This is a genomic window from Ancalomicrobiaceae bacterium S20 (assembly GCA_040269895.1).
Lineage (GTDB): Bacteria > Pseudomonadota > Alphaproteobacteria > Rhizobiales > Ancalomicrobiaceae > Methyloraptor > Methyloraptor flagellatus.
The window spans coordinates 517593-542792 of record CP158568.1; the positions used below are offsets into that span (position 1 = coordinate 517593).

At 67.9% G+C, this 25200-nt stretch carries 24 protein-coding genes, 1 tRNA gene and 1 pseudogene; 11 read left to right on the plus strand and 15 right to left on the minus strand.

Annotation, left to right across the window (positions count from 1 at the left end; all coding sequences use genetic code 11):
* Window positions 1-105: 105 nt before the first annotated feature.
* From ABS361_02465 to ABS361_02490, 6 genes are all read right to left on the minus strand, one after another.
* Window positions 106-1119, minus strand: a complete 1014-nt coding sequence (locus ABS361_02465; protein XBY45177.1) for a M23 family metallopeptidase — start codon at window positions 1117-1119, stop codon at window positions 106-108.
* Window positions 1119-2060 carry an aldose 1-epimerase family protein gene (locus ABS361_02470; protein ID XBY45178.1) on the minus strand — a complete coding sequence of 314 codons (942 nt, stop codon included), beginning with the start codon at window positions 2058-2060 and terminating at the stop codon, window positions 1119-1121. Before ABS361_02470 ends, ABS361_02465 begins: the two co-directional genes overlap by 1 nt.
* Entirely contained in the window at window positions 2057-2467 is a 411-nt protein-coding gene (locus ABS361_02475) for an acyl-CoA thioesterase (GenBank protein XBY45179.1), read from the minus strand. Before ABS361_02475 ends, ABS361_02470 begins: the two co-directional genes overlap by 4 nt.
* 84 nt (window positions 2468-2551) lie before the next feature.
* Window positions 2552-4729 (minus strand): toll/interleukin-1 receptor domain-containing protein, encoded by a 2178-nt coding sequence (locus ABS361_02480; protein XBY45180.1) that lies wholly within the window; start codon window positions 4727-4729, stop codon window positions 2552-2554.
* A 170-nt stretch (window positions 4730-4899) separates the two neighbouring features.
* The gene (locus tag ABS361_02485) at window positions 4900-5418 is read right to left on the minus strand and encodes a Uma2 family endonuclease (GenBank protein XBY45181.1); all 519 of its coding nucleotides are present in this window, start codon (window positions 5416-5418) and stop codon (window positions 4900-4902) included.
* A 363-nt stretch (window positions 5419-5781) separates the two neighbouring features.
* Window positions 5782-6066 (minus strand): HlyU family transcriptional regulator, encoded by a 285-nt coding sequence (locus ABS361_02490; protein ID XBY45182.1) that lies wholly within the window; start codon window positions 6064-6066, stop codon window positions 5782-5784.
* Between the two features lie 505 nt (window positions 6067-6571).
* Here ABS361_02490 and ABS361_02495 point away from each other — a divergent pair.
* Window positions 6572-6847 (plus strand): DUF2798 domain-containing protein, encoded by a 276-nt coding sequence (locus tag ABS361_02495; GenBank protein XBY45183.1) that lies wholly within the window; start codon window positions 6572-6574, stop codon window positions 6845-6847.
* 78 nt (window positions 6848-6925) lie between these two features.
* Here the strand turns inward: ABS361_02495 and ABS361_02500 are convergent, their stop codons facing one another.
* Window positions 6926-7489: a type 1 glutamine amidotransferase domain-containing protein gene (locus ABS361_02500; protein ID XBY45184.1), complete on the minus strand. Its 564-nt coding sequence runs from the start codon at window positions 7487-7489 to the stop codon at window positions 6926-6928.
* 153 nt (window positions 7490-7642) lie between these two features.
* Window positions 7643-9658, minus strand: coding sequence for an RNA polymerase sigma factor RpoD (gene rpoD, locus ABS361_02505; protein ID XBY45185.1), 2016 nt, complete (start codon window positions 9656-9658; stop codon window positions 7643-7645).
* Between the two features lie 609 nt (window positions 9659-10267).
* Between rpoD and ABS361_02510 the strand changes: the two genes are divergently transcribed.
* From ABS361_02510 to ABS361_02520, 3 genes are all read left to right on the plus strand, one after another.
* Window positions 10268-10343 (plus strand) — tRNA-Ile (locus ABS361_02510).
* Window positions 10344-10522: 179 nt separating this feature from the next.
* Entirely contained in the window at window positions 10523-11785 is a 1263-nt protein-coding gene (locus tag ABS361_02515; GenBank protein XBY45186.1) for a TMEM43 family protein, read from the plus strand.
* Window positions 11786-11875: 90 nt separating this feature from the next.
* A complete protein-coding gene (locus tag ABS361_02520; protein ID XBY45187.1) occupies window positions 11876-12355 on the plus strand; it encodes a hypothetical protein in 480 nt (159 codons plus the stop codon).
* Window positions 12356-12461: 106 nt separating this feature from the next.
* On the opposite strand, the gene ABS361_02525 is transcribed toward ABS361_02520, so the two are convergent.
* From ABS361_02525 to ABS361_02535, 3 genes are all read right to left on the minus strand, one after another.
* Entirely contained in the window at window positions 12462-12797 is a 336-nt protein-coding gene (locus tag ABS361_02525; GenBank protein ID XBY45188.1) for a hypothetical protein, read from the minus strand.
* Window positions 12798-13169: 372 nt separating this feature from the next.
* Window positions 13170-13376: a hypothetical protein gene (locus ABS361_02530; protein XBY45189.1), complete on the minus strand. Its 207-nt coding sequence runs from the start codon at window positions 13374-13376 to the stop codon at window positions 13170-13172.
* A 128-nt stretch (window positions 13377-13504) separates the two neighbouring features.
* On the minus strand, window positions 13505-13867 hold the full coding sequence (locus ABS361_02535) for a carboxymuconolactone decarboxylase family protein (GenBank protein ID XBY45190.1): 363 nt from the start codon (window positions 13865-13867) through the stop codon (window positions 13505-13507).
* Between the two features lie 194 nt (window positions 13868-14061).
* On the opposite strand from ABS361_02535, the gene ABS361_02540 reads away from it, so the two are divergent.
* Together ABS361_02540 and ABS361_02545 are read left to right on the plus strand one after the other, a co-directional pair.
* Complete coding sequence (locus ABS361_02540) at window positions 14062-14397, plus strand: rhodanese-like domain-containing protein (protein XBY45191.1); 336 nt, start codon at window positions 14062-14064, stop codon at window positions 14395-14397.
* Between the two features lie 288 nt (window positions 14398-14685).
* Window positions 14686-15489, plus strand: a complete 804-nt coding sequence (locus tag ABS361_02545; protein ID XBY45192.1) for a ferredoxin--NADP reductase — start codon at window positions 14686-14688, stop codon at window positions 15487-15489.
* A 90-nt stretch (window positions 15490-15579) separates the two neighbouring features.
* Here ABS361_02545 and ABS361_02550 read toward each other — a convergent pair whose 3' ends face one another.
* The 3 genes from ABS361_02550 to ABS361_02560 form a co-directional block, all read right to left on the minus strand.
* Window positions 15580-16485: a LysR family transcriptional regulator gene (locus tag ABS361_02550; protein XBY45193.1), complete on the minus strand. Its 906-nt coding sequence runs from the start codon at window positions 16483-16485 to the stop codon at window positions 15580-15582.
* Between the two features lie 157 nt (window positions 16486-16642).
* Window positions 16643-17035: a DUF202 domain-containing protein gene (locus ABS361_02555; protein ID XBY45194.1), complete on the minus strand. Its 393-nt coding sequence runs from the start codon at window positions 17033-17035 to the stop codon at window positions 16643-16645.
* A gap of 73 nt (window positions 17036-17108) precedes the next feature.
* On the minus strand, window positions 17109-17759 hold the full coding sequence (locus tag ABS361_02560; GenBank protein ID XBY45195.1) for an isochorismatase family cysteine hydrolase: 651 nt from the start codon (window positions 17757-17759) through the stop codon (window positions 17109-17111).
* A 208-nt stretch (window positions 17760-17967) separates the two neighbouring features.
* Here ABS361_02560 and ABS361_02565 point away from each other — a divergent pair, with 208 nt between their 5' ends.
* Both ABS361_02565 and ABS361_02570 read left to right on the plus strand, forming a co-directional pair.
* The gene (locus tag ABS361_02565; protein XBY45196.1) at window positions 17968-18816 is read left to right on the plus strand and encodes an amidohydrolase; all 849 of its coding nucleotides are present in this window, start codon (window positions 17968-17970) and stop codon (window positions 18814-18816) included.
* A 79-nt stretch (window positions 18817-18895) separates the two neighbouring features.
* Window positions 18896-21313 carry a glucose/quinate/shikimate family membrane-bound PQQ-dependent dehydrogenase gene (locus ABS361_02570; GenBank protein ID XBY45197.1) on the plus strand — a complete coding sequence of 806 codons (2418 nt, stop codon included), beginning with the start codon at window positions 18896-18898 and terminating at the stop codon, window positions 21311-21313.
* Window positions 21314-21376: 63 nt separating this feature from the next.
* Here the strand turns inward: ABS361_02570 and cobD are convergent, their stop codons facing one another.
* A complete protein-coding gene (cobD, locus tag ABS361_02575; protein ID XBY45198.1) occupies window positions 21377-22435 on the minus strand; it encodes a threonine-phosphate decarboxylase CobD in 1059 nt (352 codons plus the stop codon).
* Between cobD and cbiB the strand changes: the two genes are divergently transcribed.
* The 3 genes and pseudogenes from cbiB (at window position 22434) to ABS361_02590 (ending at window position 25192) form a co-directional block, all read left to right on the plus strand.
* A complete protein-coding gene (gene cbiB / locus ABS361_02580) occupies window positions 22434-23429 on the plus strand; it encodes an adenosylcobinamide-phosphate synthase CbiB (GenBank protein XBY45199.1) in 996 nt (331 codons plus the stop codon). The two genes, cobD and cbiB, sit on opposite strands and share 2 nt — an antisense overlap.
* Before the next feature lie 313 nt (window positions 23430-23742).
* A complete protein-coding gene (locus ABS361_02585) occupies window positions 23743-24687 on the plus strand; it encodes a Ku protein (protein ID XBY45200.1) in 945 nt (314 codons plus the stop codon).
* A gap of 136 nt (window positions 24688-24823) precedes the next feature.
* A pseudogene (locus ABS361_02590) lies at window positions 24824-25192 on the plus strand (DNA polymerase ligase N-terminal domain-containing protein).
* Window positions 25193-25200 lie beyond the last annotated feature (8 nt).

Sequence of the window (25200 nt, forward strand, 5' to 3'; positions counted from 1 at the left end):
AATACATGACGTCGCGGAATGCCTGTCTTGTCGTCTGGAGTTGCTGTCGAGCGCGTAAGTCAAACTGGGTTGCTGCGCTTCTCGTCTGAAATTACAATGTGCAGCTCACGGCTGTGCGAGCGTGGTGGTGAAGCGCTGTTCGGATACCGTTCGCCCGCCGGCCTGGACTGTGAAGACGGCGGTGTAGCGTCCGGCCGCGAAACCGCCGGGCGGAGCCTGAAGGCCGGTCGCGATCATCGAGACCGCGCGTGGCTTGCCGAGCGGCTGCGTGGCTGCGCGCGCGACGGGCTTGCCGTCGGGGCCGAATATGACGAGCCCCAGGGCGTCGCCGGCGCGCAAGCCGATGACACGGACATAGGCCGCGAGGGCCGACGAGGCGGTGGTCGGCGCGGCGTTGTCATAGACGCCCTGCTCGATCTCGCGATCGACGATGCCGCGATCGGCGAAGCCGGCATTGAGCACGAAGCGATCGCGATAGGGCAGCACGGCGGCGACGGCCGGCGCCCAGAGCGGCGAGGCGCTGCCGCAGGTATCGAGCGGGCTGTCCGCCGCGAAAGGATCGACGACGCGGCCGTCATGGCGCACGGTCAGATGCAGGTGCGGGAAGGCGGTCTGGCCCGACAGGCCGACCCGGCCGAGCTGTTGCCCGACGACCACCTTGTCGCCGGGCTTCACCGCGATCGAGCCCAGCGCCATATGGCAGTACTGCGTCGACCAGCCGTCCGCGTGGGCGATGACGACGCCGTTGCCGCATTCCCGGCCCTTGATCGCGGCGCCGGCTTCGAGCCCGACATCCGGTACTTCGTCGCGTGTGCCGATCACCGTTCCCGGCAGGGCGGCGCGCACGGCCACGCCGCGGCGCATGGCGGCGAGCGAACGGATCCGGAAATCGATGCCGTCGTGGCCGTCGTAGGTCATCGCGCCGCACATGTGATCGCGCCAGCCGTGGCCGGGATCGTGATCGACATAGTTCTGCACGACGCAGTCGATGCCCGGCCGACAATCGAGCGGCAGGCCGAGCTTCGGCCGCTCCGCCGCCGCCGCGCCGCCAGCGATCAGGCCGCCGACGAATGCGACGAGCGCCCGCACGGCGCCGCGGCGCAGGCCGGCGGGCCCCATCAGCGGAAATCCTCGGGCGGCGGCGTCAGCGCGACCGTCATGGTGAAACGGCGGCTCTCGTCGGGGGCGAGCGTCACGGCGCCGGGCTTGTCGCCGAGTTCGCCGGTGAAGCCGACGCGGTCGGCGTGGCCGTGCCAGGGCTCGATGCAGAGATAGGGCGCGCCCGGCTTGGTCCAGACGCCGAGCTGCACCATGTCTGGAAAGCCGATGTCGAGCACCGGCGCGCCGGGGGCGCCATAGACAAGGCGGCGGCTGGCGAGATCGTCCCAGATCAGCGCGTCGGCGGTGAACAGGTCGTCGGCGAGCGCGAGGTCGCGGCCTGTGACCGGGGTGGCGCGCGGCGCATCGACGATGAGGCCGCCCGTGTCGAGCGCCAGCAGGTCGGCCGGCTCGGGCGCCGCGAAGCGGATCTTGTGATCGCCGCGCGCCTTGCCGAAGGGCAGCGGCCAGCGGAACGCCGGATGCCAGCCGAAACAGGCCGGCATCGGCGCTTTGCCGCGATTGCCGAGATCGGCGGTCATGGTCAGTTGTGCGCCGTCGAGCGCAAAGCCGACGTCGAGCCGGAAATCGAACGGATAGACCGCGCGCGTCGCGTCATCCGCCTCGAGCCGGAACACCGCGCGGCCCGCCTCGTGTTCGACGAGCGCAAACGTCTTGCGGCGCGCGAAACCGTGCTTCGGCAGCGTGTAGGTGCGGTCGCCGAGGCGATAGGTATCGCCCGCGACCGCGCCGACGATCGGAAACAGGATCGGCGCGCGGCCGGTCCAGAAGGCCGGATCGCCGTCCCAGAGCAGCCCCTCTCCCGCGGTGGTCTTGAGGCTCTGCAATTCGGCGCCGAGCGGCGCGATGGTCGCGACGAGCGCGTCGGAGCGGATCGTGACGGGCGTGTCGATGGAGGTGGGGGCGGACGTGGAGGTGGGGGCGCCGGCGGGCGTGCTCATGTGGTCACCTTGGGCGGGATCGGCCGGGGACGGCCGTCGTCGTCGATGGCGACGAAGGTGAAGGTCGCGACCGTGACCTTTTCGCGGTGATTGGTCATGAACCGGCGCGCCCAGGCCTCGATATGGATCTTCATCGAGGTGCGGCCGACATGTTCGACGCTGGTATAGACGCAGAGCACGTCGCCGACCTTGACCGGCCGGATGAAGGTCATGGCGTCGACCGCGATGGTGACGACGCGCCCCTGCGCGCGCTCGACCCCGGCGATGCCGCCGGCCTGGTCCATCTGGCTCAGCACCCAGCCGCCGAAGATATCGCCATTGGCATTGGTATCGCTCGGCATGGCGATGGTGCGCACGGTCAGATCGCCGCGCGGGGATTCGGTCTCGGGTTCGGTCAGACGGGGCATGGGGGTGAAACGCTCTCCGGGCACGAGTCGGACGGCACAGCTCGCGGCACTGTGCCCCGGATCGGGGGAGGCTGTCGACGGGGCTCACCAGCCGCCGAAGAGGATCTTCAGCAGTTGCCGCACCGGGTCGATGCTCGAGCCGATTTGCGCAACGTTGGCCGAGCGCTGCAGGAAGGCGTCCCAGAAGCCGGCCTCCTGCGCCAGGATCCGCTTCTCCAGCGTGGGCGGGGCGAGCCGGTCTTCGGGCGCGACGAAGATGTCCTTGTCGCTCGAAGCGCGGGTGGCGCCGATCGACTGGATCTGCTGGTCGCGTCGCTCGACGGCTTCGGCGAGGTCCTGGGTTACCGCGCCGTCTTTCGCCGCCTCCTGGATGGCGGCCGACGTGGCGCGGCTCGCTTTCAGGAAGGCCGGGTCGCGAATGAGATTCGGATCGATCGGCGCATCCCTGTAGAGGCGGTCACGCTCCGCATCGAGCGGGAAGTGCTGCCGCATCAGGGCGTGGTTTTCGCAGAGCCGATCGAGCGATTTGGCGAGGCCGCCGGTGCACCAGATCCCGTCGGTGTCGTCCTTCTGCTCGGCCTCGATGATTGCGATCTGGTCGTTGAGCAGGCCGAGCGACGGTGTGAGCCCGCGTTTCTCGATCTCTCCAGCATACTCGTCGAGCGCAGCGATCACCATCGGCGCGGCGTTCTTCTTCATCGCGAGCCCCACCCTCAAGGTGCGGATCAGCGCAAGCTGGCGACCGGGCAGTGCATAGAGGTCGTCCGAGGGGACTTCTGCGTCGAAGACCGGGTTGCGGTCGATGTCCATGCGCCCCTCGGCGTCGACCACCGGGCGCGGGCTGGCCGCCTCCGCCAGGGCACGGCGAGTGGCGGCATAATCGATCGGACCGGGGGGCGCGAGCGCGGCGCGGATGCGGGCTTCGGCGTCGGCGTCGGTCAGTCCGACCAGATTGACGTAGACGACCTGCTTCGACAGCGCGTTGAGGCCGGTCGGATGGATCAGGAGCGGGATGATCGCGCGGTTCGCGCCGCCGGGATCACGGGCGTAGAAATGCGCCCATTCGGCCTGGCAGTGATCCGAGGCCTCATAGTTCGGCGACAGCACCGCGATCATGCGGTCGCAGAGGCCGAGCCCGCGCTGCATCTCGCGGACGAAATTCGATCCCGGCGGCATGTCGTTGAACTGGGCGAACAGACTGTAGCCGGCGGCGCGGGCGACGGAGGCGATGCGTCTGGCGGTGGCTTCGTCCTTGGTGGAATAGCTAAGGAAAAAGTCGCGACGGTCGGCGGAGGGTGTCGGGCCGCGTTTCTCCGCCTCGATCAGTCGCTTCAACTCCGCGTTGACCGCCTTCGGGCCACGCTCCCAAAACTCCTCCGGCAACGTGACCCTGGCAAGGGAGATCGCTTCGCTCTCGGCGAGCCGGCCTTCGAGCAGGGCGTCGTACCACTCGGTCCAGACGTCCCAGTCTTCGTTCGCGGCGAGGAGGGTACGTTTCATATCTCGCCAGAAATTGAAAAATGGTGCGGAGGCGGCGATTGGCCATAATGGACTAGCGATTAGATCCTTGGCTGACATGCCATTTTGCAGAAGTCCTGAATCTCTATCGATATACATGAATTGATCTAAAATTAGATCGGATATGTATTTATCTTTATATTTAATTTCGTTTAAGATGTTGATGTGATCGATGATGGCATGGGCCATATTCGGAGATGTTATCAGTCGGGCCGCTGTACGTAATGCTACGGCAGAGACTGCCGCGAAGATGGCCGGGCCTGTGGCATCGACGGCGAGTTTGGCGGCCTCCGTGGCGTCATTCGCAGCTTCGGATGCCACTATGGCTTCTTCGACAGGATAGAGCGCAAGGTCTATGTGCCTGCCCCGGCTTGCGGGGGGTGTTTGACGGGCGCGTTTGTTTGCGGTCTCAGCGGCTCTCAATGCTGCAAGAGCGCGGTCCTTGGCTAACCGGGCCTCATTGGAGGCTGCAGAGGCGGCAGTCGCCGCCTCTGCCGCCGCTTTGTTGCTGGGGGCGACAGCGATAGTAACCGCGTTTGCACAAGAGGGATATTGGGCCGCTACCAGCACCGCAGCGGCGCCACGCAAGAGCGGCAGAACGACCTCGCGACGCCATTCATCATCGCCGGCCGACAGAAGCGGCGCTAACCGCAGACCTGAACGAATCGCAATTGCGAGAGCGTCTTCGCGAGGACGCTTAGCAAGCCAAATCGTGAGATCTTTGCCTTCTTGGAATTGCGGCATCGGTGACATTGCTCCGTCTAAGCGGAAGGTCGCTAATCGCTGGTTCTAATTCAATCAAAATTTGTAGCCACGCGAAGTGCGTTGTTCTGGAATTTAGCTCCGCGAGGCAGGTCAACACAAAAATACGCGTCAGAGCGCCGCACCGGCCAGCCGGCCCTGCCATTTAGCCATCACTCCCCCACCCCGACCCCCAAATCCCCCAACCGCACCCCGAACACCTCGCCGCCCTCGAACCCCGGCACGACCATCGCCTCCGGGCCGATCGCCGCGATCTCGCGATACCCCTCCGGCCCCGGCTCGCGGTGCACATGCGTCGTCAGCGTCACCGCGTCGACGACCCAGAGTTCGCGGATGCCGAAGCTCGCGTAGATCGGGGCTTTGCGGCCGAGGTCGAAGCCGAGGGAGGAATGGCCGATCTCGACCACCAGCAGCGCGGTGGTGCCGGTCAGGCCCGCGATGCCGGTCGAGCGGGCGAAGACGAGGAGGTCCGGCTCGAGATACGTGTCCGCGGACAGACGAAACGTCGGTTCGGACAGGATTTCCAGCGTGTCCGGGGCGACGCGGCTCCAGTGCCGGAAGAGGCGCGCTTCGATCAGCGTGTGGCGATTACCCTTCGGCGACATCTCGACCAGATCTCCCCCGATCAGCTCGATCCGATCGTCCTCGTGCAGAAGGCCGAGTTCCACCATGCGTTCGACCTCCGCGACCGTGAAGGCACGGCGCGGCAGGTCGTCGGCGGAGAGGAGCGCATGGGTGTTCATGGTCCAAAAGATAGCACGCGAGGCCCCGAATGCTACGGGTCGACGGGGGCCTCAAAGCCTCGGGGCCGGGCGCTTCGGCGGTTGCGCGGCGGCGCCGAACCCGTGCCGGAGCGATATCGCGATGGCTTCTGATCGGCGGTCGGTCCGGCGAGCGGTCCCGCGGCCCGGAGCGGGGGGTACGGTTTTGGGGTACGATTCCGGTGGCGCAGCTCTGGCGACGCGGTTCTGCGCCACTCCGAGGCGGGCCGCTTCCGGCGAGGGCGCGATCGGCGCGCCCGCGGCCGGAGCGGATCAGTCGAAGACCTTGCCGCGACGCTCGTCGATGATCTGGCGGCCCTTCTGAAAGATCATCTGCACGGCGGTCTCCTTGTCGGGGAAACGGTCGACGCGGATGAAACGATGCTCGCGCATTTCGCCGTTCTCCTCGCGCGAGATCACGCCGCAGACCTGCCACTCGCGGCCTTCCTTGATCGGCGTCGCGGTGACGAGGAACTCGCGATATTCCTCGGTCTCGAGCTTTTCCGGCGCCGCCGGCGCGGACGGGCCGAGGCCGAACAGCTTCTTCAGGAACGACATGGACGACGAACTCCGGGTCGGGTCAGGGGCGATCAGGTCTTGGGACGATCCCGTTTCGGGGCCGGGCGGGCCGCGACCGGCCGGCGCGCATGTCGGCGCCGCGGCGGGCCGATCCTCGGCGGCGGCCGCACGGGCGTCAAGCCGTCGAGGTGCCGGGGGCGGCTGGCGCGGCATTGCGGGCGCTGATCGATGGGACGGCGCCGGGCCGCGGCAAGGGCCTATGTCGGGGCTTTGCGAGCCTCCCGGCCGGCTCGTCCCGTGTCGATCCGCCATGCCGAGCGCGGCCTTGACGACCGGGACAGGGTCGGGCAGCGTTTCGGCGCGCCGTGACCGGCGCCCCAGCCTGCGATATCGGGAGCCTGCGATATCGGGAGCCTGCGATATCGGGAGCCTGCGATATCAGGTAACGCACGCCCATCGGTTCTCGCCGGTCCAATGCATCGAGGCGCCCGGTCTCGCGAGGCCGTTTCCGTCGAGGCGTTCTTCGAGGATTTGACCTCTCATGATGTCCCGGCCATCCAATTCCGTGCCGCGTGCTTGGCGTCGCAAGCTGCCGTATCGCTATGCCGCGATCGTCATGCCGTTCGTGCTGTCGATCATCATGACCTTCGTCGTGTCCGGCGTCTCGACATGGAAAAGCCTCGGCTTCTCGGCCGAGGCGCTCGCCGTCTGGCCGCAGGCCTGGGGCCTGTCCTGGCTCGTCGCCTTCCCGACGCTGATCGCCGTGCTCCCGGTGGTGCGCCGCGTTATCGGCCTGCTGGTCGAAGCGCCGGGGCGCTGAGGCCGGGCGAGGCGAAACGACGGGCGGCTTTCGCCGTCCGTCGCGGATCGCAGGGTGTGGCGGGATCGTGGGCAGGCCTTACGCCGCGCGGCGCCGGTGGCGGCCTTCGCGGACTTCCTCGATGATCTTGTTGCTGAAATCCTCGAGATCGCCCGGATTGCGCGAGGTGACGACGCCGTTGTCGGTGACGACCGAGGCGTCTTCCCAGCGCGCGCCGGCGTTGATCACGTCGGTCTTGATCGAGCTGTAGGAGGTCATGCGCCGGCCCTGGACCAGTCCGGCCTCGATCAGCAGCCACGGCGCATGGCACACGGCCGCGACGGTCTTGCCGGCCGCGTAGAAGGCCTTGATCAGCGCGATCGCTTGCGGGTTCACGCGCAGGAGGTCCGGATTGATCTGGCCGCCGGGCAGGACGATCGCGTCGTAGTCGCCCTCGCGCGCCTCGGCGAGCGGCTTGTCGACCGGCACCGGCCGGCCCCAGTCCTTGTGATCCCAACCCTTGATCTCGCCCGTTTTCGGCGAGGCGACGTCAACCGCGGCACCGGCGTCCCGCAGCCGGTCGCGCGGCACTTCGAGCTCGGATTGCTCGAAGCCGTTGGTGGCCAGAATGAGAATACGCTTGCCGTCGAGCTGTCCCGGCATATCGGTCTCCATCGGTTGGTTGGGGTCCTGGGAGAACGGGCGGGGCGGGGTGAGGTTCCGGAGTTCGCCGGGTCGTGACGACGGCCGATCAAAGCGAAACGGCGGGCCTTGCGGGCCCGCCGTTCGATGTCGGTCGGTTTCGGCGCGATCGGCTCAATTGTCGAGGAACGAGCGCAGCTTGCGCGACCGGCTCGGATGCTTGAGCTTGCGGAGCGCCTTCGCCTCGATCTGGCGGATGCGTTCGCGGGTGACCGAGAACTGCTGGCCGACCTCTTCGAGCGTGTGGTCGGTGTTCATGCCGATGCCGAAGCGCATGCGCAGCACGCGCTCTTCGCGCGGGGTCAGCGAGGCCAGTACGCGGGTGGTGGTCTCGCGGAGGTTCGACTGGATCGCGGCGTCGATCGGCAGGATCGCGTTCTTGTCCTCGATGAAGTCGCCGAGGTGCGAATCCTCCTCGTCGCCGATCGGGGTTTCGAGGCTGATCGGCTCCTTCGCGATCTTCAGGACCTTGCGGACCTTTTCGAGCGGCATGCCGAGCTTCTCGGCCAGCTCCTCCGGGGTCGGCTCGCGGCCGATCTCGTGCAGCATCTGGCGCGAGGTGCGGACGATCTTGTTGATCGTCTCGATCATGTGCACCGGAATGCGGATCGTGCGGGCCTGATCGGCGATCGAGCGGGTGATCGCCTGCCGGATCCACCAGGTCGCGTAGGTCGAGAACTTGTAGCCGCGGCGGTACTCGAACTTGTCGACCGCCTTCATCAGGCCGATGTTGCCTTCCTGGATCAGGTCCAGGAACTGCAGGCCGCGGTTGGTGTACTTCTTGGCGATCGAGATGACGAGACGCAGGTTCGCCTCGACCATTTCCTTCTTCGCCTGCCGCGCCTCGCGCTCGCCCTTCTGCACCATGTGGACGATGCGGCGGAACTCGGTGATCTCGAGACCGGTCTCGGACGCCAGCGTGTGAATCTGGTTCCGGATCTCCTTGATCATCTCGCCTTCGTTCTTGACGAAGTCGCGCCAGCCGCGCGTGCCGAGATTGGCGACGCGGCGCAGCCAGTGCGGGTCGAGCTCGGAGTTGTGGTAGTTCTTGAGGAAGTCCTCGCGGCCGACGCCATACGACTCCGCCAGACGCAGCAGCCGGCCTTCCGAGCCGATCAGGCGCTTGTTGATGTCGTAGAGCTGCTCGACCAGGGCGTCGATACGCGCCTGGTTGAGCGACAAGCTCTTCACCTCGGCGACGACGTCTTCCTTGAGCTTCTTGTGGCGACGCTCCTGCGACGGCGACAGGGTCTCGTTCTTCAGCCGGCCTTCGACGAGCTGCTCCTGCAGGCGGCGCAGCTTCTTGTACTCATCGGCGATGCGGTCGAAGGTCTCGACCACCTTCGGCTTCAGTTCGGCCTCCATGGCGGACAACGAGACGTTGCCCTCCATGTCGTCTTCCATGTCCTCGGCCTGCTCGCCCTCGGGCAGGTCACCCTCGGCGGCCTCGGACGGCTCGGCCTCGTCGACCGGCACCATCGGCGGGCCGCCGGCGTTCTTGCCGTCCGGGCCGGCGTAGGTCGCCTCGAGATCGATGATGTCGCGGAGGAGGATCTTCCCCTCATTGAGCTCGTCGCGCCAGATGATGATGGCCTGGAAGGTCAGCGGGCTCTCGCAGAGGCCCGCGATCATCGCCTCGCGGCCGGCCTCGATGCGCTTGGCGATCGCGATCTCGCCCTCGCGCGACAGGAGCTCGACCGAGCCCATCTCGCGCAGGTACATGCGCACCGGATCGTCGGTGCGGTCGGCCGGCTCGCGGGCGGCCTTGGTCAGCGCCGGCGCGGACGAGGTCGCCTCGACCAGATCGCCGCCTTCGACCTCTTCCTCGTCGCCGCCGCCGGCGCCGCTCTGGGCCTTGGCGCCGCCTTCTTCCTGATCCTCGGCCTCGTCGGTCTCGACGACGTTGATGCCCATCTCGTTGAGCATCGCCAGAATGTCTTCGATCTGCTCGGAGGTGACCTCTTCGGAAGGCAGCACCTCGTTCAGCTCGTCATAGGTGACGAAGCCGCGCTTCTTGGCGAGCTTGATCATCCGCTTGACGGCGGCATCGGACAGATCGAGCAGCGGACCGTCCTGGGTCTCGGGGGCCTGAGCTTCGGTTTCTTCCTGCTCGGCAGCCTTCGTCGCCATGGATCGTGTTCTCCTCGCCGGTGCGTCCCCCTGGCGGGACCGGCGTCACAAAGTCGAATGACCGGGCAGCGCGCCCTCCCGGTCGTCATGGATCATCGGATCGGGGGCGCCGGCGCTCGGGCACACCCAGTCGTGATCTCGCTTGATACCAGTCGTGCCTTAAGTCCCGCTTAACCCTGCGGCTCGAGCGACGATCATGCGATCGACGCCGTTCGCGGGCGGGCGAACGGCGCGTTGCATGATGGAAGCACTGGCGGGAACGTCGGGCGCATCGATTGTCGGGGCAGGCGGCAAAGGCTCTTTATCCCCAGGTGTCCCGTTCCGGCACGGTCTTCCAGAGGATGGTTATGTAGCGGGCGAATCGGATTCCGCAAGTGTGATTCGAGCGACGGTCCAAGCGCCAAGCCCGCGTTGTCCACAGCCGCGGGTGTGGGCGCACCCCAAAGGGCCGCCGGGCGGCGCGGCCGAGCGGGGTTCCGCCGTCGATCCGTGCCCGGCATGCGTGTGGCGCGCGCGCACTCGCTTGTCGCCTTACGCGACGCGTGTTACGCACCCGACCGTCGGCCCGGCGTCATCGGTGGGCCGGTCCCTCGGCCGCAGCCGTCGGTCGGGCCCGTAGCTCAACGGTTAGAGCTGGCCGCTCATAACGGTCTGGTTGCTGGTTCGAATCCGGCCGGGCCCACCATCGACCATCCTTCATCGAGATCACCGCGCATCTCCGGCAAGAAACGCTGCGGAAACGCCATGCTTTCACGAATGGCCGCCGTGACTCTCGGTCCGACGCTGCGTAAATAGGCGTGCCCGACTTTTCACGTTCGGGTGAATGCGTCGTTTCTTGAAACTCATTCGCGAAAGAGGTCTTCGATGTCCAGTTCCGACGGTCAGGACAACACGCCCGGGTTCGGCGGGTCGTTCGACGCCTATGGCTCGTCCGGCGCGACCGGCGGCGATACGTTCACCGAGACGACGTCGACGTCGTGGTTCGAGCGGATCGGCAATTCGCTGAAGGCGCTGCTGATCGCGCCGATCGTGATCCTGATCGGCATCGTGCTGCTCGGCTGGAACGAGGGCCGGGCGGTCGGCACCGCCCGGTCGCTGACCGAAGGCGCCGGCGTGGTCGTATCGATCGCCGCTGCGCCGGTCGATCCGGTCAACGAGGGCAAGCTCGTCCATGTGATGGGGCCGCTCGCCGTCACCGGCAAGCTTCGGGACGCCAATTTCGGCGTCGCGGCGGACGGTTTGCGGCTCGTGCGCAAGGTCGAAGCCTTCCAGTGGAAGGAGAGCTCGCATTCCGAGACGCGCAAGAAGCTCGGCGGCGGCGAGGAGACCATCACCACCTATTCCTACGCGACCGACTGGACCGATACGCCGGTCGACGGCGCCTCGTTCAAGCAGCCGAACGGCCATCGCAACCCGCCGGTACCGGTCGCCTCGCAGACCTTCCAGGCCCAGAAGGTGCAACTCGGCGATTTCACGCTGACGCCCGCGCAGGCGGGCAGCTTCGGCAAGCCGGTCGCGCGGCCGGTCCAGCCGGGTGAGCTCGCGGCGGTCAAGGCGGCGGCCGGCGGCGGCGCCGCGCAGGCGCAGATCCTCGACGGCCGGGTCTATTTCGGCGCCGATCCGGCGCGGCCGAAGGTCGGCGACTTCCGGATCTCCTACGAGCTGGTGCCGGCGGGCGATGCGACCGTGGTCGCGCGCCAGACGGGCAAGGGCTTCACCGGCTATGCGACCAGCAACGGCCGCACGATCGAGATCCTGCACGACGGCCAGGTGCCGGCGGCGCAGGTCTTCAAGGAGGCGCAGCAGGAGAATTCGATCCTGACCTGGATCCTGCGGCTCGTCGGTATGGTCGTGCTGTTCGTGGGCTTCTCGATGCTGGTCGGCCCGTTGTCGGTAATCGCCGACATCGTGCCGTTCATCGGCAGCATCGTCGGCGGCATCGGCGGCTTCTTCGCCTTTGGTGCCGCGCTGTTCGTCGGCTCGATCACGATCGCGATCGCCTGGTTCGCGGTCCGGCCGCTCATGTCGATCGGCCTGATCGTCGCCGGCGTCGCCGCGGTGGTGCTGTTCCGCAAGCTCGCCGGCTCTCGCCGTCCGGCTGCCGGACCGGCGTCGGTGAAGGCCTGAGCTTTGTAAAGGGCCGAGCCCCGACTTGCCCCGTCGGCGGCCGCGTCGCCGCCGGCAGTCTCTCCACTGTCATTTCGAGGTTTTCGATTGATGCGTTCAGCTCGTCTCGCCGCGGCGGCGCTCGCCGTCGCGATGCTCGGTCTCTCCGCCGCTCACGCCCAGCAGGGGGCCGAGGCGGTGCCGCCGAAATATTCCGTGGTCGTCACGCTGTCGGCGAAGGCCGCGGCCAAGATGACCGCGACCAAGGAACAGACGGTCGTCGACGTGACCTATTCGGGCGACCCCAACGCGGCAGGCAAGAAGAAGGTCACCGAGTTCGGCATCCTGCTCGGCGAGGAGCAGGTGAAGCTCGGTCCGACCGGCGGCACGGTCGCCTTCGTCGGCAAGGGCTTCAAGCCGGCCGAGGTGAAGTTCATCAAGCCGGGTTCCGCCAAGGTGCTGGTCAACGTCTTTTCGGCGCGGCTCGGCAACGAGGACAACCTGCTCGACTGCGGCCTGTTCGAGGGCAGCTTCGCGGAGGCGGCGGCCAAGCCGGTCGCGATCGCCTGCAAGCTGATCGGCGAGCCGTGACCGCCGTCTCGGCGGTCTGACCAAAGCCCGCAAACGCAAAGGGCCGGCCCCTCGGGGCCGGCCCTTGTTGTTCGATGTCATTCGATCTCGTCCGATCGGACGATGATCACTTCTTCTTCGCCTTGACCGGGGCGACCACGGCGGCGCCGCACTTCGAGGCCGGGGCCTTCGAGTGGTTGATGATGATGCCGATCACCGGCAGCAGGCCGGCGGTCCAGGCCTCTTCACGGGTCAGCTCGCGGCACTGGGTGGCCGAGGTGATGATCGCGTCCAGGATGACGCTGCCGGCGATCGCGCCGACGCCGATCACGCCCGCCTTGACGCCGATCGGGGCGTTCTGGCCAACCGGCACGGCGGGGGCCGCGACCGCGGCGGTCTGCAGGGCGCCGAAGGCCATGGCGACGGAAAGGGCGGACACGGTGGCGAACTTCGAAATACGCATGAATGTCTCCTGATGTCGCTTGAGGCGACCGGGGGTGGGGTAACGAATTTTTAAGGTCATGAGAAGTGCTTATTTCGATTAGATTTCTTGAAACGTTAATGACAGGTCGGCGTTGCTCGCCGACCCGGCGGGGCTGATGGCTGAACGCCGGCCGGTTGCCGCGTCACGTGGTCGCCGATCACTTCCGCGCGATCCGGATCGACTCAAGTGACCTTAGGGTGTGTGGGCGTGTGGGCCCCGGAGAAGGGGCGGGCTGCTTTCGGAACCGGTCGCCTCGCCCGCGTTCGCGTTCCATGCCAATGAAAAAGGCCGGCCTTGTCGGCCGGCCTTTCGAAGCTTGCGGATCGTGACTTCGCCCCGGAGGGCGAGCGCTCAGGCGACGGGCCGCGTTGCCTCGAGGATCTTGCGGGCGAGGATCCAGGCGAGCGGGATTGCGAGCAGGTAACCGCCGACGCCGGCGATCGGAATGTACTTCATGCCGGCATCATAGAGCGACGGGACCGTCACCACGACGGTAACGAGGCAACCGGCAAGCACGGTGCCGGCAAGAATCCACATCAGTATCGTCAGTCTCAGCATGGTCGTCATCCCTATGTATCGGGAAATTGGCGAAGCGATCATGCTCTGGTGTTTCAGTCGTCGATTTGCTTTGGATCAAGGTCGAATGCATTTTTATTATCCTCGGACCTTTATCCCATAAGTAATCATCACGACTGTGGAGCTGATTTGGCCTTGGCGAACGCGTCGAAGGCGGCGAGTGCGTGGCTGGCGTACATGACCGAGGGACCTGCGCCCATGTAGACCGTCATCGCCAGCGTCTCCGCGATCTCCTCGCGGGTGGCGCCCTGCTCGAGTGCGGCCTTGGCGTGAAAGGCGACGCAGTCGTCGCAGCGGACCGCCACGCCGATCGCCAATGCGATCAACTCCTTGGTCTTGGTGTCGAGCGCCTTGGGGGCGAGGGCGGCCTGCGCCATGCCCGAGAAGGCGCGCATCACGTCGGGGGATCCGGCCCGCAATTCCTTGATCCAGCCATTCAGCGTCTTGGTCAGTTCGGGCCATTCGGTGGTCATCGTCGGGTCTCCGTTGCGTGTCGGATCGGAAGGCGAGAGGTCGGGGGAGAGGAACGCCGGCACCACGTCGATGTCGGGGCGTTCGATATCGATATCGACCTCGCACCTCTCGCCCGAGGGAGCAGGCTTGCCTATATATAAGTAAGTGCTTAAATACGCAAATACGTGATATCAACGGCCACGAAGGAAAAGCGATGTTCGGACTGTTCAGGTCGGCCGGACCGGTCACCCTTTCGCCCGCGGAGGCCCATGCGCGGGCAGGGCGCGGCGAGGTCTTGCTCGTCGATGTGCGCGAGGCGAACGAATGGGCGCAGTCGCGCGTGCCCGGCGCGGTGCATGCGCCGCTCTCGACGCTCGCCGCCACCGTCGCGAGCCTGCCGGCCGACAAGCCGATCGTGTTCTATTGCCTGTCGGGCGGACGCTCGGGGCGCGCGGTCGATCTCTGCCGCAAGCTCGGTCTGCCGCACGAGACTCATGTCGGCGGCGGCATTTCGGCCTGGAAGGCGGAGGGACTGCCGGTCGAGCGCTGAGGGGCGCGGTCGGGGCGGGCGCGACGATCCGCGCCGGTCGCGGCCGGGCTGCGATGCAGTTTTTTTGACTTTTCGCATTGCGGCGCGGGCTTGGAACGGCATGCTCCGCAGTGCACGGAACGGGCGCCCCGCGCAGGCTCCTCATCCTTTCGAATGAAAAATCATCCTCGCGCCGCGCCGGGCAAGGCGGATTTCAGCCGTTTTGCGACCTCGGAGACGCGAGACTTTCACGCCGCGCCCTGATACAGGGGCGCCCGGAGAAGACAAGCGGTTCAGGAGTCCGTTCGCATGAATGCCGAGGTTCCGGTCAAGCAGCGCGCCTCCGTCTTCAATGTGGAGACGGTCACGGAAGTCCATCACTGGACCGACCGGCTGTTCAATTTCCGCTGCACGCGCGACCCGTCGTTCCGGTTCCAGAACGGCCAGTTCGCGATGATCGGCCTGGAGATCGACGGCAAGCCGCTCTTGCGCGCCTATTCGATGGCGAGCGCCAACCACGAGGAATTCCTCGAGTTCTTCTCGATCAAGGTGCCCGATGGCCCGCTGACATCGCGCCTGCAGCTGATCCAGCCCGGCGACAAGGTGCTGATCGGCAAGAAGCCGACCGGCACGCTGGTGCTCGACAACCTGCGGCCGGGCAAGCGGCTGTTCCTCCTGTCGACCGGCACGGGGATCGCGCCCTTCGTCAGCCTGATCAAGGATCCGGAGGCCTACGACCGGTTCGAGAAGGTCATTCTCGTCCACGGCTGCCGCGAGGTGGCCGAGCTCGCCTACGGCGAGCACATCGTCAAGAGCGTCCGCGAGGACGAGTTGCTCGGCGAACTCGTCGTCGACAAGCTCGTCCACTACACGACGGTCACCCGCGAGGCGCATGCCCACCGCGGCCGCATCCCCGAGCTGATCGCCAATCACCACCTGACCGACGATCTCGGCCTGCCGCCGATCGACAAGGCCGAGGACCGCATCATGCTGTGCGGCAGCCCGGGCCTCCTCGACGACATGCGCCACATGCTGGTCGGGCTCGGCTGGGACGAAGGCAACAGCGGCGAGCCGGGCGACTTCGTGATCGAACGCGCATTCGTGGAGCGCTGAGGTCGATCGGCGCCGCGCGTCCGAATACCCGGAATGGGGCCCGCCCGGTCAGGTGACCGCGGCGGGCCTCTGCGTTTTGCGGCGGAGGCGTCAGATCCGCGGCGGTGCGCCGAGGCGCGTGGCGGCGGCACGCAACTGCGCGACGAAGCGGTGGGCCTCGGCCGACAGCGGCTTTTCGCGCAGGTAGGCCGCCCGGCCGTGATAGTCGAGCCGCGGCACGAGTGGCACCGTGGCGAAGTCCGGATCGTCAGGGGCGATGATCGGGAACGGGTTCAGGATCGTCAGGCCGATGCCGTGCCGGACGAACTCGATCGCGGCGAAGGAGGTCGAGGCATCGGCCACGATGTCGCGCTCGTTGCCGGCGAAGAACTGATCGATGCGCTTGCGGTTGGAATGGCCACGGGCGAGCGCCACGAAGGGCTCGCCGGCGAGATCTTCAATCGCGAGCTGCGGGCGTCCGGCCAGCCGGTGCCCGGCAGGGAGCAGACAGACCGCGCTCGAACTGGTGAATACCTCCGATGCGATCGTGTCGCTGTCGAAATCGGCATCGGTGAGGGCGAGGTCGGCATCGCCATCGGCCAGCGCGGCCGGCATGTCGCGCGACGACATCACCTCGACCTCGATGCAGAGGTCCGGCTCGGTCGCCCTTAGTGCAGCGAACTGTGCCTGCAGGAAGCCGCCGGCATAGAGCGGCGAGGAGATCACCCGGATCGGCGCGACGCTGCGGGCGACGAAGGCGCTCTCGTTGACCTTGTTCAGCGCCGTGAACAGGGCATCGAGCGCGGCGTTCAGCGTCAGGGCCTCGGGTGTCGGCACGACCTGGCGGCCGCGACGCTCGAACAGCGTCTTGCCGAGCTTGGCCTCCAGCGTCGACAAGGAGCGACTGACCGCCGGCTGCGAGACCCCGAGCGCCCGGGCCGCCCGCGTGATGGTGACGTGCTGGACGGTGGCCCGCAAAGCGCGCAATTCGCGCAAGCTCAGCATGTCGTCGGCCATGGATCACGTCCGTCGCAGGAGTTCATAACCTCAGGATATAGATAACTCCCGTTTCGCAGCGATTGCACGTCCTGCGTTTGACTTATGCGCGCGGTTTCGCGGTCCAGTGGCGGAAATAATCTGAGAGATTTTCGCTCTGTCGCAGCGGAATATCCCTTCACCCGGCACCGGCGCCGACCGCGATCGCGATCAGGGCCGCCGCCGCGACGAGCGCGAGCCCGACGTTGACCGCGATGAGCGCCACGCGGGACAGGCGTGGCGTGTCCGGCTTCGGCGGCGGCGCACCTTGGTGGAACTCGCGCCACACCGCCGCCCAGAAGCAGAACAGGCTGAACAGGACCAGCGGCGCGCGAATGCCGACGATCAGCCAGAGCGGCAGAGAGCCCGACAGCAGCTTTCCGGCGCCGACGCCGCTTGCGAGCGCGGTCAGGCCGGTGCGCACCCAAGCTGTATAGGTCCGCTCTGCCGCGAACAGGGTGCGGTCGGCGGCGAGTTCGGCCCGCGGATCCTCAGGCGCGGCGTGATCGGGTCCGGACGCGGTATCGTTCATGCCTTGCTCCCTCGGCGGACCGGCCGTCGCATCGCGCCCGAATCGCGCCGGGTCGATCGTTCCGGCGCGCACGTCAGGCCGCGGGCCAGAGCGCGAACAGTTCCTCCGCCGTCACGTCGATGATCTGGTGTTTCAATCGCGAGCCGTAGAGGGTCAGCACCGCGTCGTGGGCCCGATCGGACGACGAGCAGACCGCGTCGGTCACGACGAAGACGCGGAAGCCGAGGTCGACGGCGGCGAGCACGCTGGCCAGCACGCAGACGTCGGTTTCCGCTCCGGTCACGACCACGGTGTCGATGCCGGCGGCGATCAGGCGGGCGCCGAGGTCGGTGCCGGTGAAGGCCGAATAGCTACGCTTGTCGACGATCCGCGCCGGCGGCACCAGCCGGGCGAGTTCGGGAACCAGTTCGAGCTGGTCCGGCTCGATCGCGGCGAGCGTCACCTCCGGCCAGTGCCGGTAGAAGTCGCCCCATGCCCCGCCTGCTGCCCCCGGCTCGGCGGCGGGTACGAAGCGGGTGAACAGCGTGCGCGCGGCATAGCGTTCGGCAATGGCGGCGATGACAGGCAACACACGCGGCATCCAGGGCGTCGGCCATGGACCGCCCGGCGCGAACAGGTTCTGCACGTCGAGGCAGAGATGCACCGCGGCCGGACCGGGGCGCGGCAGGCCGTCCCGCGGCGGGCGCGTCGATCGTTCGGTCGCGTCGGGGCGGATGAGCGTCATGGCGCGGCTCGTGGTATGGCGGCGCCGCCAATCGTGTCGGCAGGATCAGCGCCGGGCTCGGGGGCCGGTCAAGGGCTTTGGGCAACGCATGCGAGCCGTTTCGGTTCGCGTGCCCGCGAAGCTCGCTTCGGACTTGCCCGGACCGGGTCCAGACGGCAGGTTTGCCGTCACAAGCCGATCAATGAGAACAACGAAGGGGGACGCCGCCGTGATCATCGACACGCACCTGCATCTGATCGATCTGGAGCGGCACAGCTACCCGTGGCTCGCCGACGTCCCGGCACTCAATCGCGACTATTCCTATGAGCTCTACGAGCGCGAGGCGCGGCGGGTCGGCATCGGGGCGGCGCTGCACATGGAGGTCGACGTCGCCGAGGCCGAGATCGAAGCCGAGACCGAGACCGTGCGGCGGATCTCGCGCTTCCCGCAGTCGCTGGTCCTCGGCGCGATCAGCGCCTGCCGGCCGGAGAGCGAGGCATTTCCGGCCTTCCTCGATCGGCAGCGCGCCAATCCTGTGGTGAAGGGGTTCCGGCGCGTGCTGCACGTGATGCCGGACGACCTCTCGGAGAGCGCGAGGTTCCGCGACAACATCCGTCGGCTCGGCGGCACCGGCCTGCCGTTCGATCTCTGCGTGCTGCCGCACCAGATCCCGAGGGCGATCGCGCTCTGCGACCTCGCGCCGGATGTCCAGTTCGTGCTCGACCATTGCGGCGTGCCGGCGGTCAAGGACCGCGAGACGCACCCCTGGGCCGCGCACGTCACGGAAATCGCCAAGCGTCCCAATGTGGTGGTGAAGATCTCCGGCGTGGTCGCCTATGCCGAGCCGGCGACCTGGACCGTCGCGGACCTGCGTCCCTATGTCGAACACGCGATCGGCGCCTTCGGCTGGGACCGGGTCGTCTGGGGCAGCGACTGGCCGGTGGTGACCCTCGGCGGAACGCTGTCGACCTGGGTCGCGGCCACGCATGCGTTGGTCGCCGGGTGCTCGGTCGAGGAAAAGGACAAGCTCCTCGCCGGCAATGCCCGGCGCGTCTGGCGCCTCCCAGCTATGTCCTAGGCATAGAACACGGACGCGTAACTTTTCCGGCGCTGGGGCGTTCATCGGGCACCCCAATCCCGAAACGCGAGATATCCCCATGCGTTACTTGTCAGGTTCGCGTGTGGTCCTCTGGATCACCGCGATCGTCGTCGCCGTCATCGGCGCCGGCCTCGCTTTCTTCGGAGGGCGGCTCGTCGCCCTCGGCGGCTCCTGGTACTACCTCGCGGCCGGCATCGGCTTCCTCGTCACGGCGGCGCTGCTGATGCTGCGGCGGCGAGAGGCGCTGTGGGTCTATGCGCTGGTCGTGCTCGGCACGCTGGCCTGGGCCTATGCCGAGATCGGCCTCGCCTGGTGGCCGCTCGCGGCGCGCGGCGACGTCGTGTTCCTGGTCGGGCTCTGGCTCCTGGTGCCGTGGGTGCGCAATGCGCTGGTGCATTCGCCCGATGCGCCGCGGCCGCGCGCTCTCGGGATGGCCGGCCTGCCGCTCGCGGTGGCGCTGGTCGCGGCCGGGGCGGTCGGTATCGTCGCCATGTCGCGCGACCTGACCGACCGGTTCGGCACGCTCGCCTCGGCCGCCAACGCGGCCGCGCCGCCGGCGAACCACGGCGGCGTGCCGGATGGCGAATGGCACGCCTACGGTCGCTCGGATTATGGCGACCGCTATTCGCCGCTCGCGGAGATCACGCCGCAGAACGTCGCCAATCTGAAGGTCGCCTGGACCTACAACACCGGCGACCTGCCGCGCTCCGGCGATCCGAAGGAGACCACCTTCGAGCTGACCCCGCTTGCGGTCGGGAACAAGGTGTTCATCTGCACGCCGCATTCGATCGCGGTTGCGCTCGACGCCGAGACCGGCAAGGAGGTCTGGCGCTACGATCCGAAGATCCAGGTCTCGCCCGATCTCCAGCACATGACCTGCCGTGGCGTATCTTACCATGCCGCGCCGGCCGATGCGCCGCCGCCGAACGGCGAGTGCCCCAGCCGCATCCTGCTGCCGACGGCCGATGCGCGGCTGATCGCGCTCGACGCCGAGACCGGCAAGCCCTGCGCAGGCTTCGGCGACAACGGCACGGTCAACCTGTGGACCGGCATGCCGCAGTACCAGCCGGGCTTCTATTATTCGACGTCGCCGCCGGTGACGACGCGCAATCTCGTCATCATCGCCGGCAACGTCTCCGACAACGTGTCGACCCATGAGCCGTCCGGCGTGATCCGCGGCTACGACATCAACACCGGCCGGCTGGTCTGGAATTTCGATCCCGCCAACCCGGACGATACGACGCCGATCGGAGAGGGCAAGACCTACGCCCACAACTCGCCGAACAGCTGGAGCATCTCGGCCGCCGACGAGCAGCTCGGGCTGATCTACCTGCCGATGGGCAATGCGACGCCCGACCAGTGGGGCGCCGACCGGCGGCCGACCGACGAGCGGTTCTCGAGCGCCATCCTGGCACTGGAGATCGCCACCGGTCGGCTGCGCTGGGTCTACCAGACCGTCCATCACGATCTCTGGGACATGGATATCGGCGCGCAGCCGAGCCTGGTCGATCTCAGTGTCCAAGGCCGGCCGGTGCCGGCGTTGATCGCGCCGACCAAGCGCGGCGACCTGTTCGTGCTCGACCGGCGGACCGGCGAGCCGATCGTGCCGGCACCGGAAAAGCCGGTGCCGCAAGGGGCGGTGACCGGCGACCGCACGGCGCCGACGCAGCCGTTCTCGGCGTTGACGCTGGCGCCGGAAGGGCGGCTCACCGGGGCGGACATGTGGGGCGCCACCATGTTCGACCAGCTCGCCTGCCGGCTGGAGTTCCGGTCGCTGCGCTATGACGGCATCTTCACGCCGCCTTCGCTGCAGGGCTCGCTGATCTATCCCGGCAATTTCGGCGTCATCGACTGGGGCGGCATCGCGGTCGATCCGGTGCGCAAGATCGCCTTCGCCAATCCGAGCTACTTCGCCTTCTATTCGCGGCTGATCCCGCGCGGGCCGGGCGGCAATGCCGAGGGGCAGCCGGAGAGCCATCAGAGCCCGTCCGGCGGCTCGGACATGAAGAAGGCCGACGAGAGCGGTGCCAACCCCAATCACGGCGCGCCCTATGCCGTCGACATGGGGCCGCTCGTCTCGCCGCTCGGTCTGCCGTGCCAGGCGCCGCCGTGGGGCTACATCGCCGGCATCGATCTCCAGACGATGAAGGTCGTCTACAAGATCAAGAACGGCACCGTCCGCGACGTCGCGCCCGTGCCGCTGCCGTTCAGGATGGGCGTGCCGAGCCTCGGCGGTCCGATCGTGACCGCGGGCGGCGTGGCGTTCCTGACCTCGACGCTCGACTACTATGTCCGCGCTTATGACGTCGCGAACGGCAAGGTGCTGTGGCAGGACCGCCTGCCGGCCGGCGGACAGGCGACGCCGATGAGCTATCGCTCGCCGTCGGGCAAGCAGACGCTCTTGGTCATGGCGGGCGGCCACGGCTCGCTCGGCACCAAGCAGGGCGACGCGATCATCGCCTATCGGCTGCCGTGAGGCGACAAAGCCGACGCGCAGGGAGGCCGGGCATCGTGCTCGGCCTTTTTGCGTCGGTCGGCTTCAGCCGCGGGCGGCGAGCGCGGCGGCGAGGCGGTCCCACACGACGGCATCGCCTGGCAGGCCGAAGCGCAGCCAGTCCGGCCGGGCCGGGAACGGGCGCACCAGGATGCCGCGATGCGCCAGACGCTCGAAGAGCGAGGTCGCGTCCGCCGTGCGGGCGAGCACGAACAGCGGCGTGCCGCCGACGATCGCGAGCCCAGCGCCGGTGAGCAGAGCCTCGAGCCGGGCCCGGTCGGCCTCGAGCCGGCGTGTGGCGGCGTCGAGCCAGACCCGATCGGCGAGCGCACGGCCGCCGAGGGTGATCGCCGGCCCGGAGACCGCCCAGGGCCCGAACAGCGCACGGGTCCGCGCCGCGCGCACAGGGTCCGCGACCAGGAAGCCGAGGCGCAGGCCGGCGAGACCGTAGGCCTTGCCGAAGGAGCGCAGCACCAGCGTGCCGGCGGCGACGGCCGGATCGGCCATGAACGGCTCGATGCCGGCGTCCGGCGGCAGCACGTCGGCGAAGGCCTGATCGACGATCAGGCTGCCGCCGCGCGCGCCCATTTCGACCGCCAGCATCGCCAGCCGCTCGGGCGCGACGTGTCGACCGTCGGGATTGTTCGGGTTCACCACGATGGCAATATCGGCCGCGCTCAACGCCTCCAGCGTTTCGACCACGTCGACCTGCGCGCCGGCGCGGCGCCAGACATGGGCGTGTTCCTGATAGGTGAAGCCGAGAATGTGAACGCGCGGTGCCGGGGAGGACGTCGGCACGAGGCGCGGCAGGTGCTCGATCAGCGCCTGTGTGCCGGGCGTGGCGGCGACCATGGCGGCATCGTCGACGCCATAGGCGCCGGCGGCGATGTGCTCGAGCGCGGCGACGGCGGCGGCTTCGGGCAACCGCGTCCAGGCGTCGGACGGGATGTCGTCGACCGGGTAGGGCACCGGGTTGATGCCGGTCGAGAGGTCGATCCACGGTTCGGGCGCGCCGGGGAACCTGTCGCGCGCGACGGCGAGGCCGCCGCCGTGATACACCGGCGCGCCGTCCGTCGTCACCGAATGAGCCGCTGCGCCGTCCATGCCCGCCGATCCGTCACTGCTTCTGGTTCCCGCCGCACTCGCCGTCGAGGCGGCGGTCGGCTATCCGGCGCCTCTCTACCGCGTCATCGGCCATCCCGTCACCTGGATCGGCGCCCTGATCGCGCGTCTCGACCGTCGCCTCAACCGCGAGACCGACGGTTTCTTCCGCCGCCGCGCCCTCGGCGTGGTGGCGCTCGCGGTCGTGCTCGCGGTGACGGGGCTCGTCGCCTGGGCGCTCGAAGCTCTGATCGGCGCCTTCGTCGGCGGCTGGGCCGGGCTCGGCATTCTCGCCGTGCTGGCGGCCAGCCTGCCGGCGCAACGCAGCCTGCACGACCATGTCCGCGCCGTCGCCGACGGGCTCGACCAAGGGCTCGTTGAGGGCCGTCTCGCGGTGTCGATGATCGTCGGTCGCAATCCCGATTCGCTCGACGAAGCCGGCGTGGCGCGTGCCGCGATCGAGAGCCTGGCGGAGAATTTCTCCGACGGCGTGGTCGCGCCGGTGTTCTGGATGATGGTCGGCGGCCTGCCGGGCGCGGCGCTCTACAAGGCGGCCAATACGGCCGACAGCATGATCGGCCATCGCACGCCGCGCCACGAGGCGTTCGGATGGGCGTCGGCACGGTTCGACGATCTCGTCAACCTGCCGGCCTCGCGGTTGTCGGCGCTGCTGCTCGTCGCCGCCGCCAAGACGCTGGAGCCGGGCGCGCGGCCGGGCGAGGCATGGGCCGCGGTCTGGCGCGACGCCGGCAAGCATCGCTCGCCCAATGCCGGCTGGCCCGAGGCGGCCATGGCAGGGGCGCTCGGGTTGAGGCTCGCCGGACCGCGCGTCTACGGCACGACGCGGGTCGACGACGCCTATATGGGCGACGGCCGCGCGGAGGCGACGGCGAAGGATGTTCGCCGTGCGCTCGAGCTTTATCGTGCCGCGCTGGCCTTGCAGTTCTGCATCGCGCTCGGCATTGCGCTCGTCGCCGGCGTGATCGCGGCGAGCTGATCGCGTCCAGTAATTCGCCTGCCGGGAACCTCCGTCCGGGGACCGCGTTGTCTCGCTGAAGCAACGCAAGGTATGGAGGCTGACATGGGCCGTTCTATTCTGCTCTGGCTGATCGGTGTTCCGATCCCGGTCATCATTCTGCTTTGGCTGTTCTGGCATTGATCCCGAGCACAACGCGACGACGATTTGAACAGGGCGGCCGGACCATCGGCCGCCCTTTTTCGTGCGGCCCGCTTGCTGAAGGGAACCCGCGCGCGTCGATGCCGTTCGAATGAACGGCCGGCCGCGGACCAGACCGGCAGGAGAGTGACCCATGGCCGAGAAGTTCCGCACGTTCTGGAAGGGGTTCCTGCGCTTGTCGCTGGTGACGATCCCGGTCCGGCTCGTCACCGCGACGCGGTCCGATACCGCGATCCATTTCCACCAGATCGACAAGCAGAGCCGCCAGCGCATCCGCTACAAGAAGGTCGCCGAGGGCGGCGACAAGGCGGTCGACAAGGACGACATCGTCTATGGCTACGAGGTCGAGCCGGGCAATTACGTCCTGCTCGAGCCGGACGAGCTCGATGCGGTGAAGATCGAGACGCGGCACACGATCGAGCTGACGCAGTTCGTCGAGGCCTGCGAGATCGACCCACTCTATTTCGAGAAGCCCTACTATCTGCTGCCGGACGGCGAGGTCGCGGAGGAGGGCTACCGGGTCATCCATGACGCGCTGAAGAGCGCGCGCAAGGTCGGCATCGGCCAGCTGACCTTGCGCGGCAAGGAGAACCTCGTCGCGCTCAACCCGGCCGGCGCCGGGCTGCTGCTCGAGACGCTGCGCTACGAGGAGGAGATCAAGGCCGCCGACGAGGTGTTCGCCGACATCGGCCATGGCAACCTGCGCTCCGACCTCGTCGAGATGGCGACCGACCTGATCGCGCGCAAATCGGCGCCCTTCGATCCCGACCGGTTCCAGAACCATTATGCTGCCGCGCTGCGCCAGCTCGTCGACGACAAGATCAAGACCGGCCACGCGGTCGCGGTCGGCGAGAATGAGACCGAGCGGCCGGGCACCGTGGTCGACTTCATGGAAGCCTTGAAGCGCTCCGTGGCGCAGGCGGGCGGCGATCCGGCCGCGGCGGCATCGAAGGCCGAGGGCGGGACGAAGGCGAAGAAGGCCGCCGGTACGAGTGGCCGCAAGCGCACGTCGCCCAAGCGCGCCGAGCCCGTGAAAGTGCCCGAGCCGGCCGCGCGCAAGCCTCGGAAGGCCGGCTGATGGCCCGCGCGGCAATCAAAGCGCCCGCCGCTCCGGCCGAGAAGTTGGCGCGCTATCGCGACAAGCGGGATTTTTCGAAGACCGCGGAGCCCGCGGCCGCCGCGCCGGCGGGGCGGCGGGCGGCGCCCCGAGCTTCGTCGTGCAGCATCATTGGGCGCGGCGGGATCATTTCGATTTCCGGCTCGAACTCGACGGCGTGCTCGTCTCCTTCGCCGTTACCAAGGGGCCGAGCCTCGATCCACGCGTGCGCCGGCTGGCGGTGCGGACCGAGGATCACCCGCTCGCCTATGCCGACTTCGAGGGCACGATCCCGAAGGGCGAGTATGGCGGCGGTACGGTGATGCTGTGGGACCGCGGCACCTGGGCGGCGCTCGATGCAGATCCGGCGGCGGCGCTGGCAGCGGGTGAATTGAAGTTCGAGCTGTTCGGCGAACGCATGCAGGGGCGTTGGGTGCTCGTGCGCATGAACGTCGAGAAGGGCCGCGAGAACTGGTTGCTGATCAAGGAGAAGGA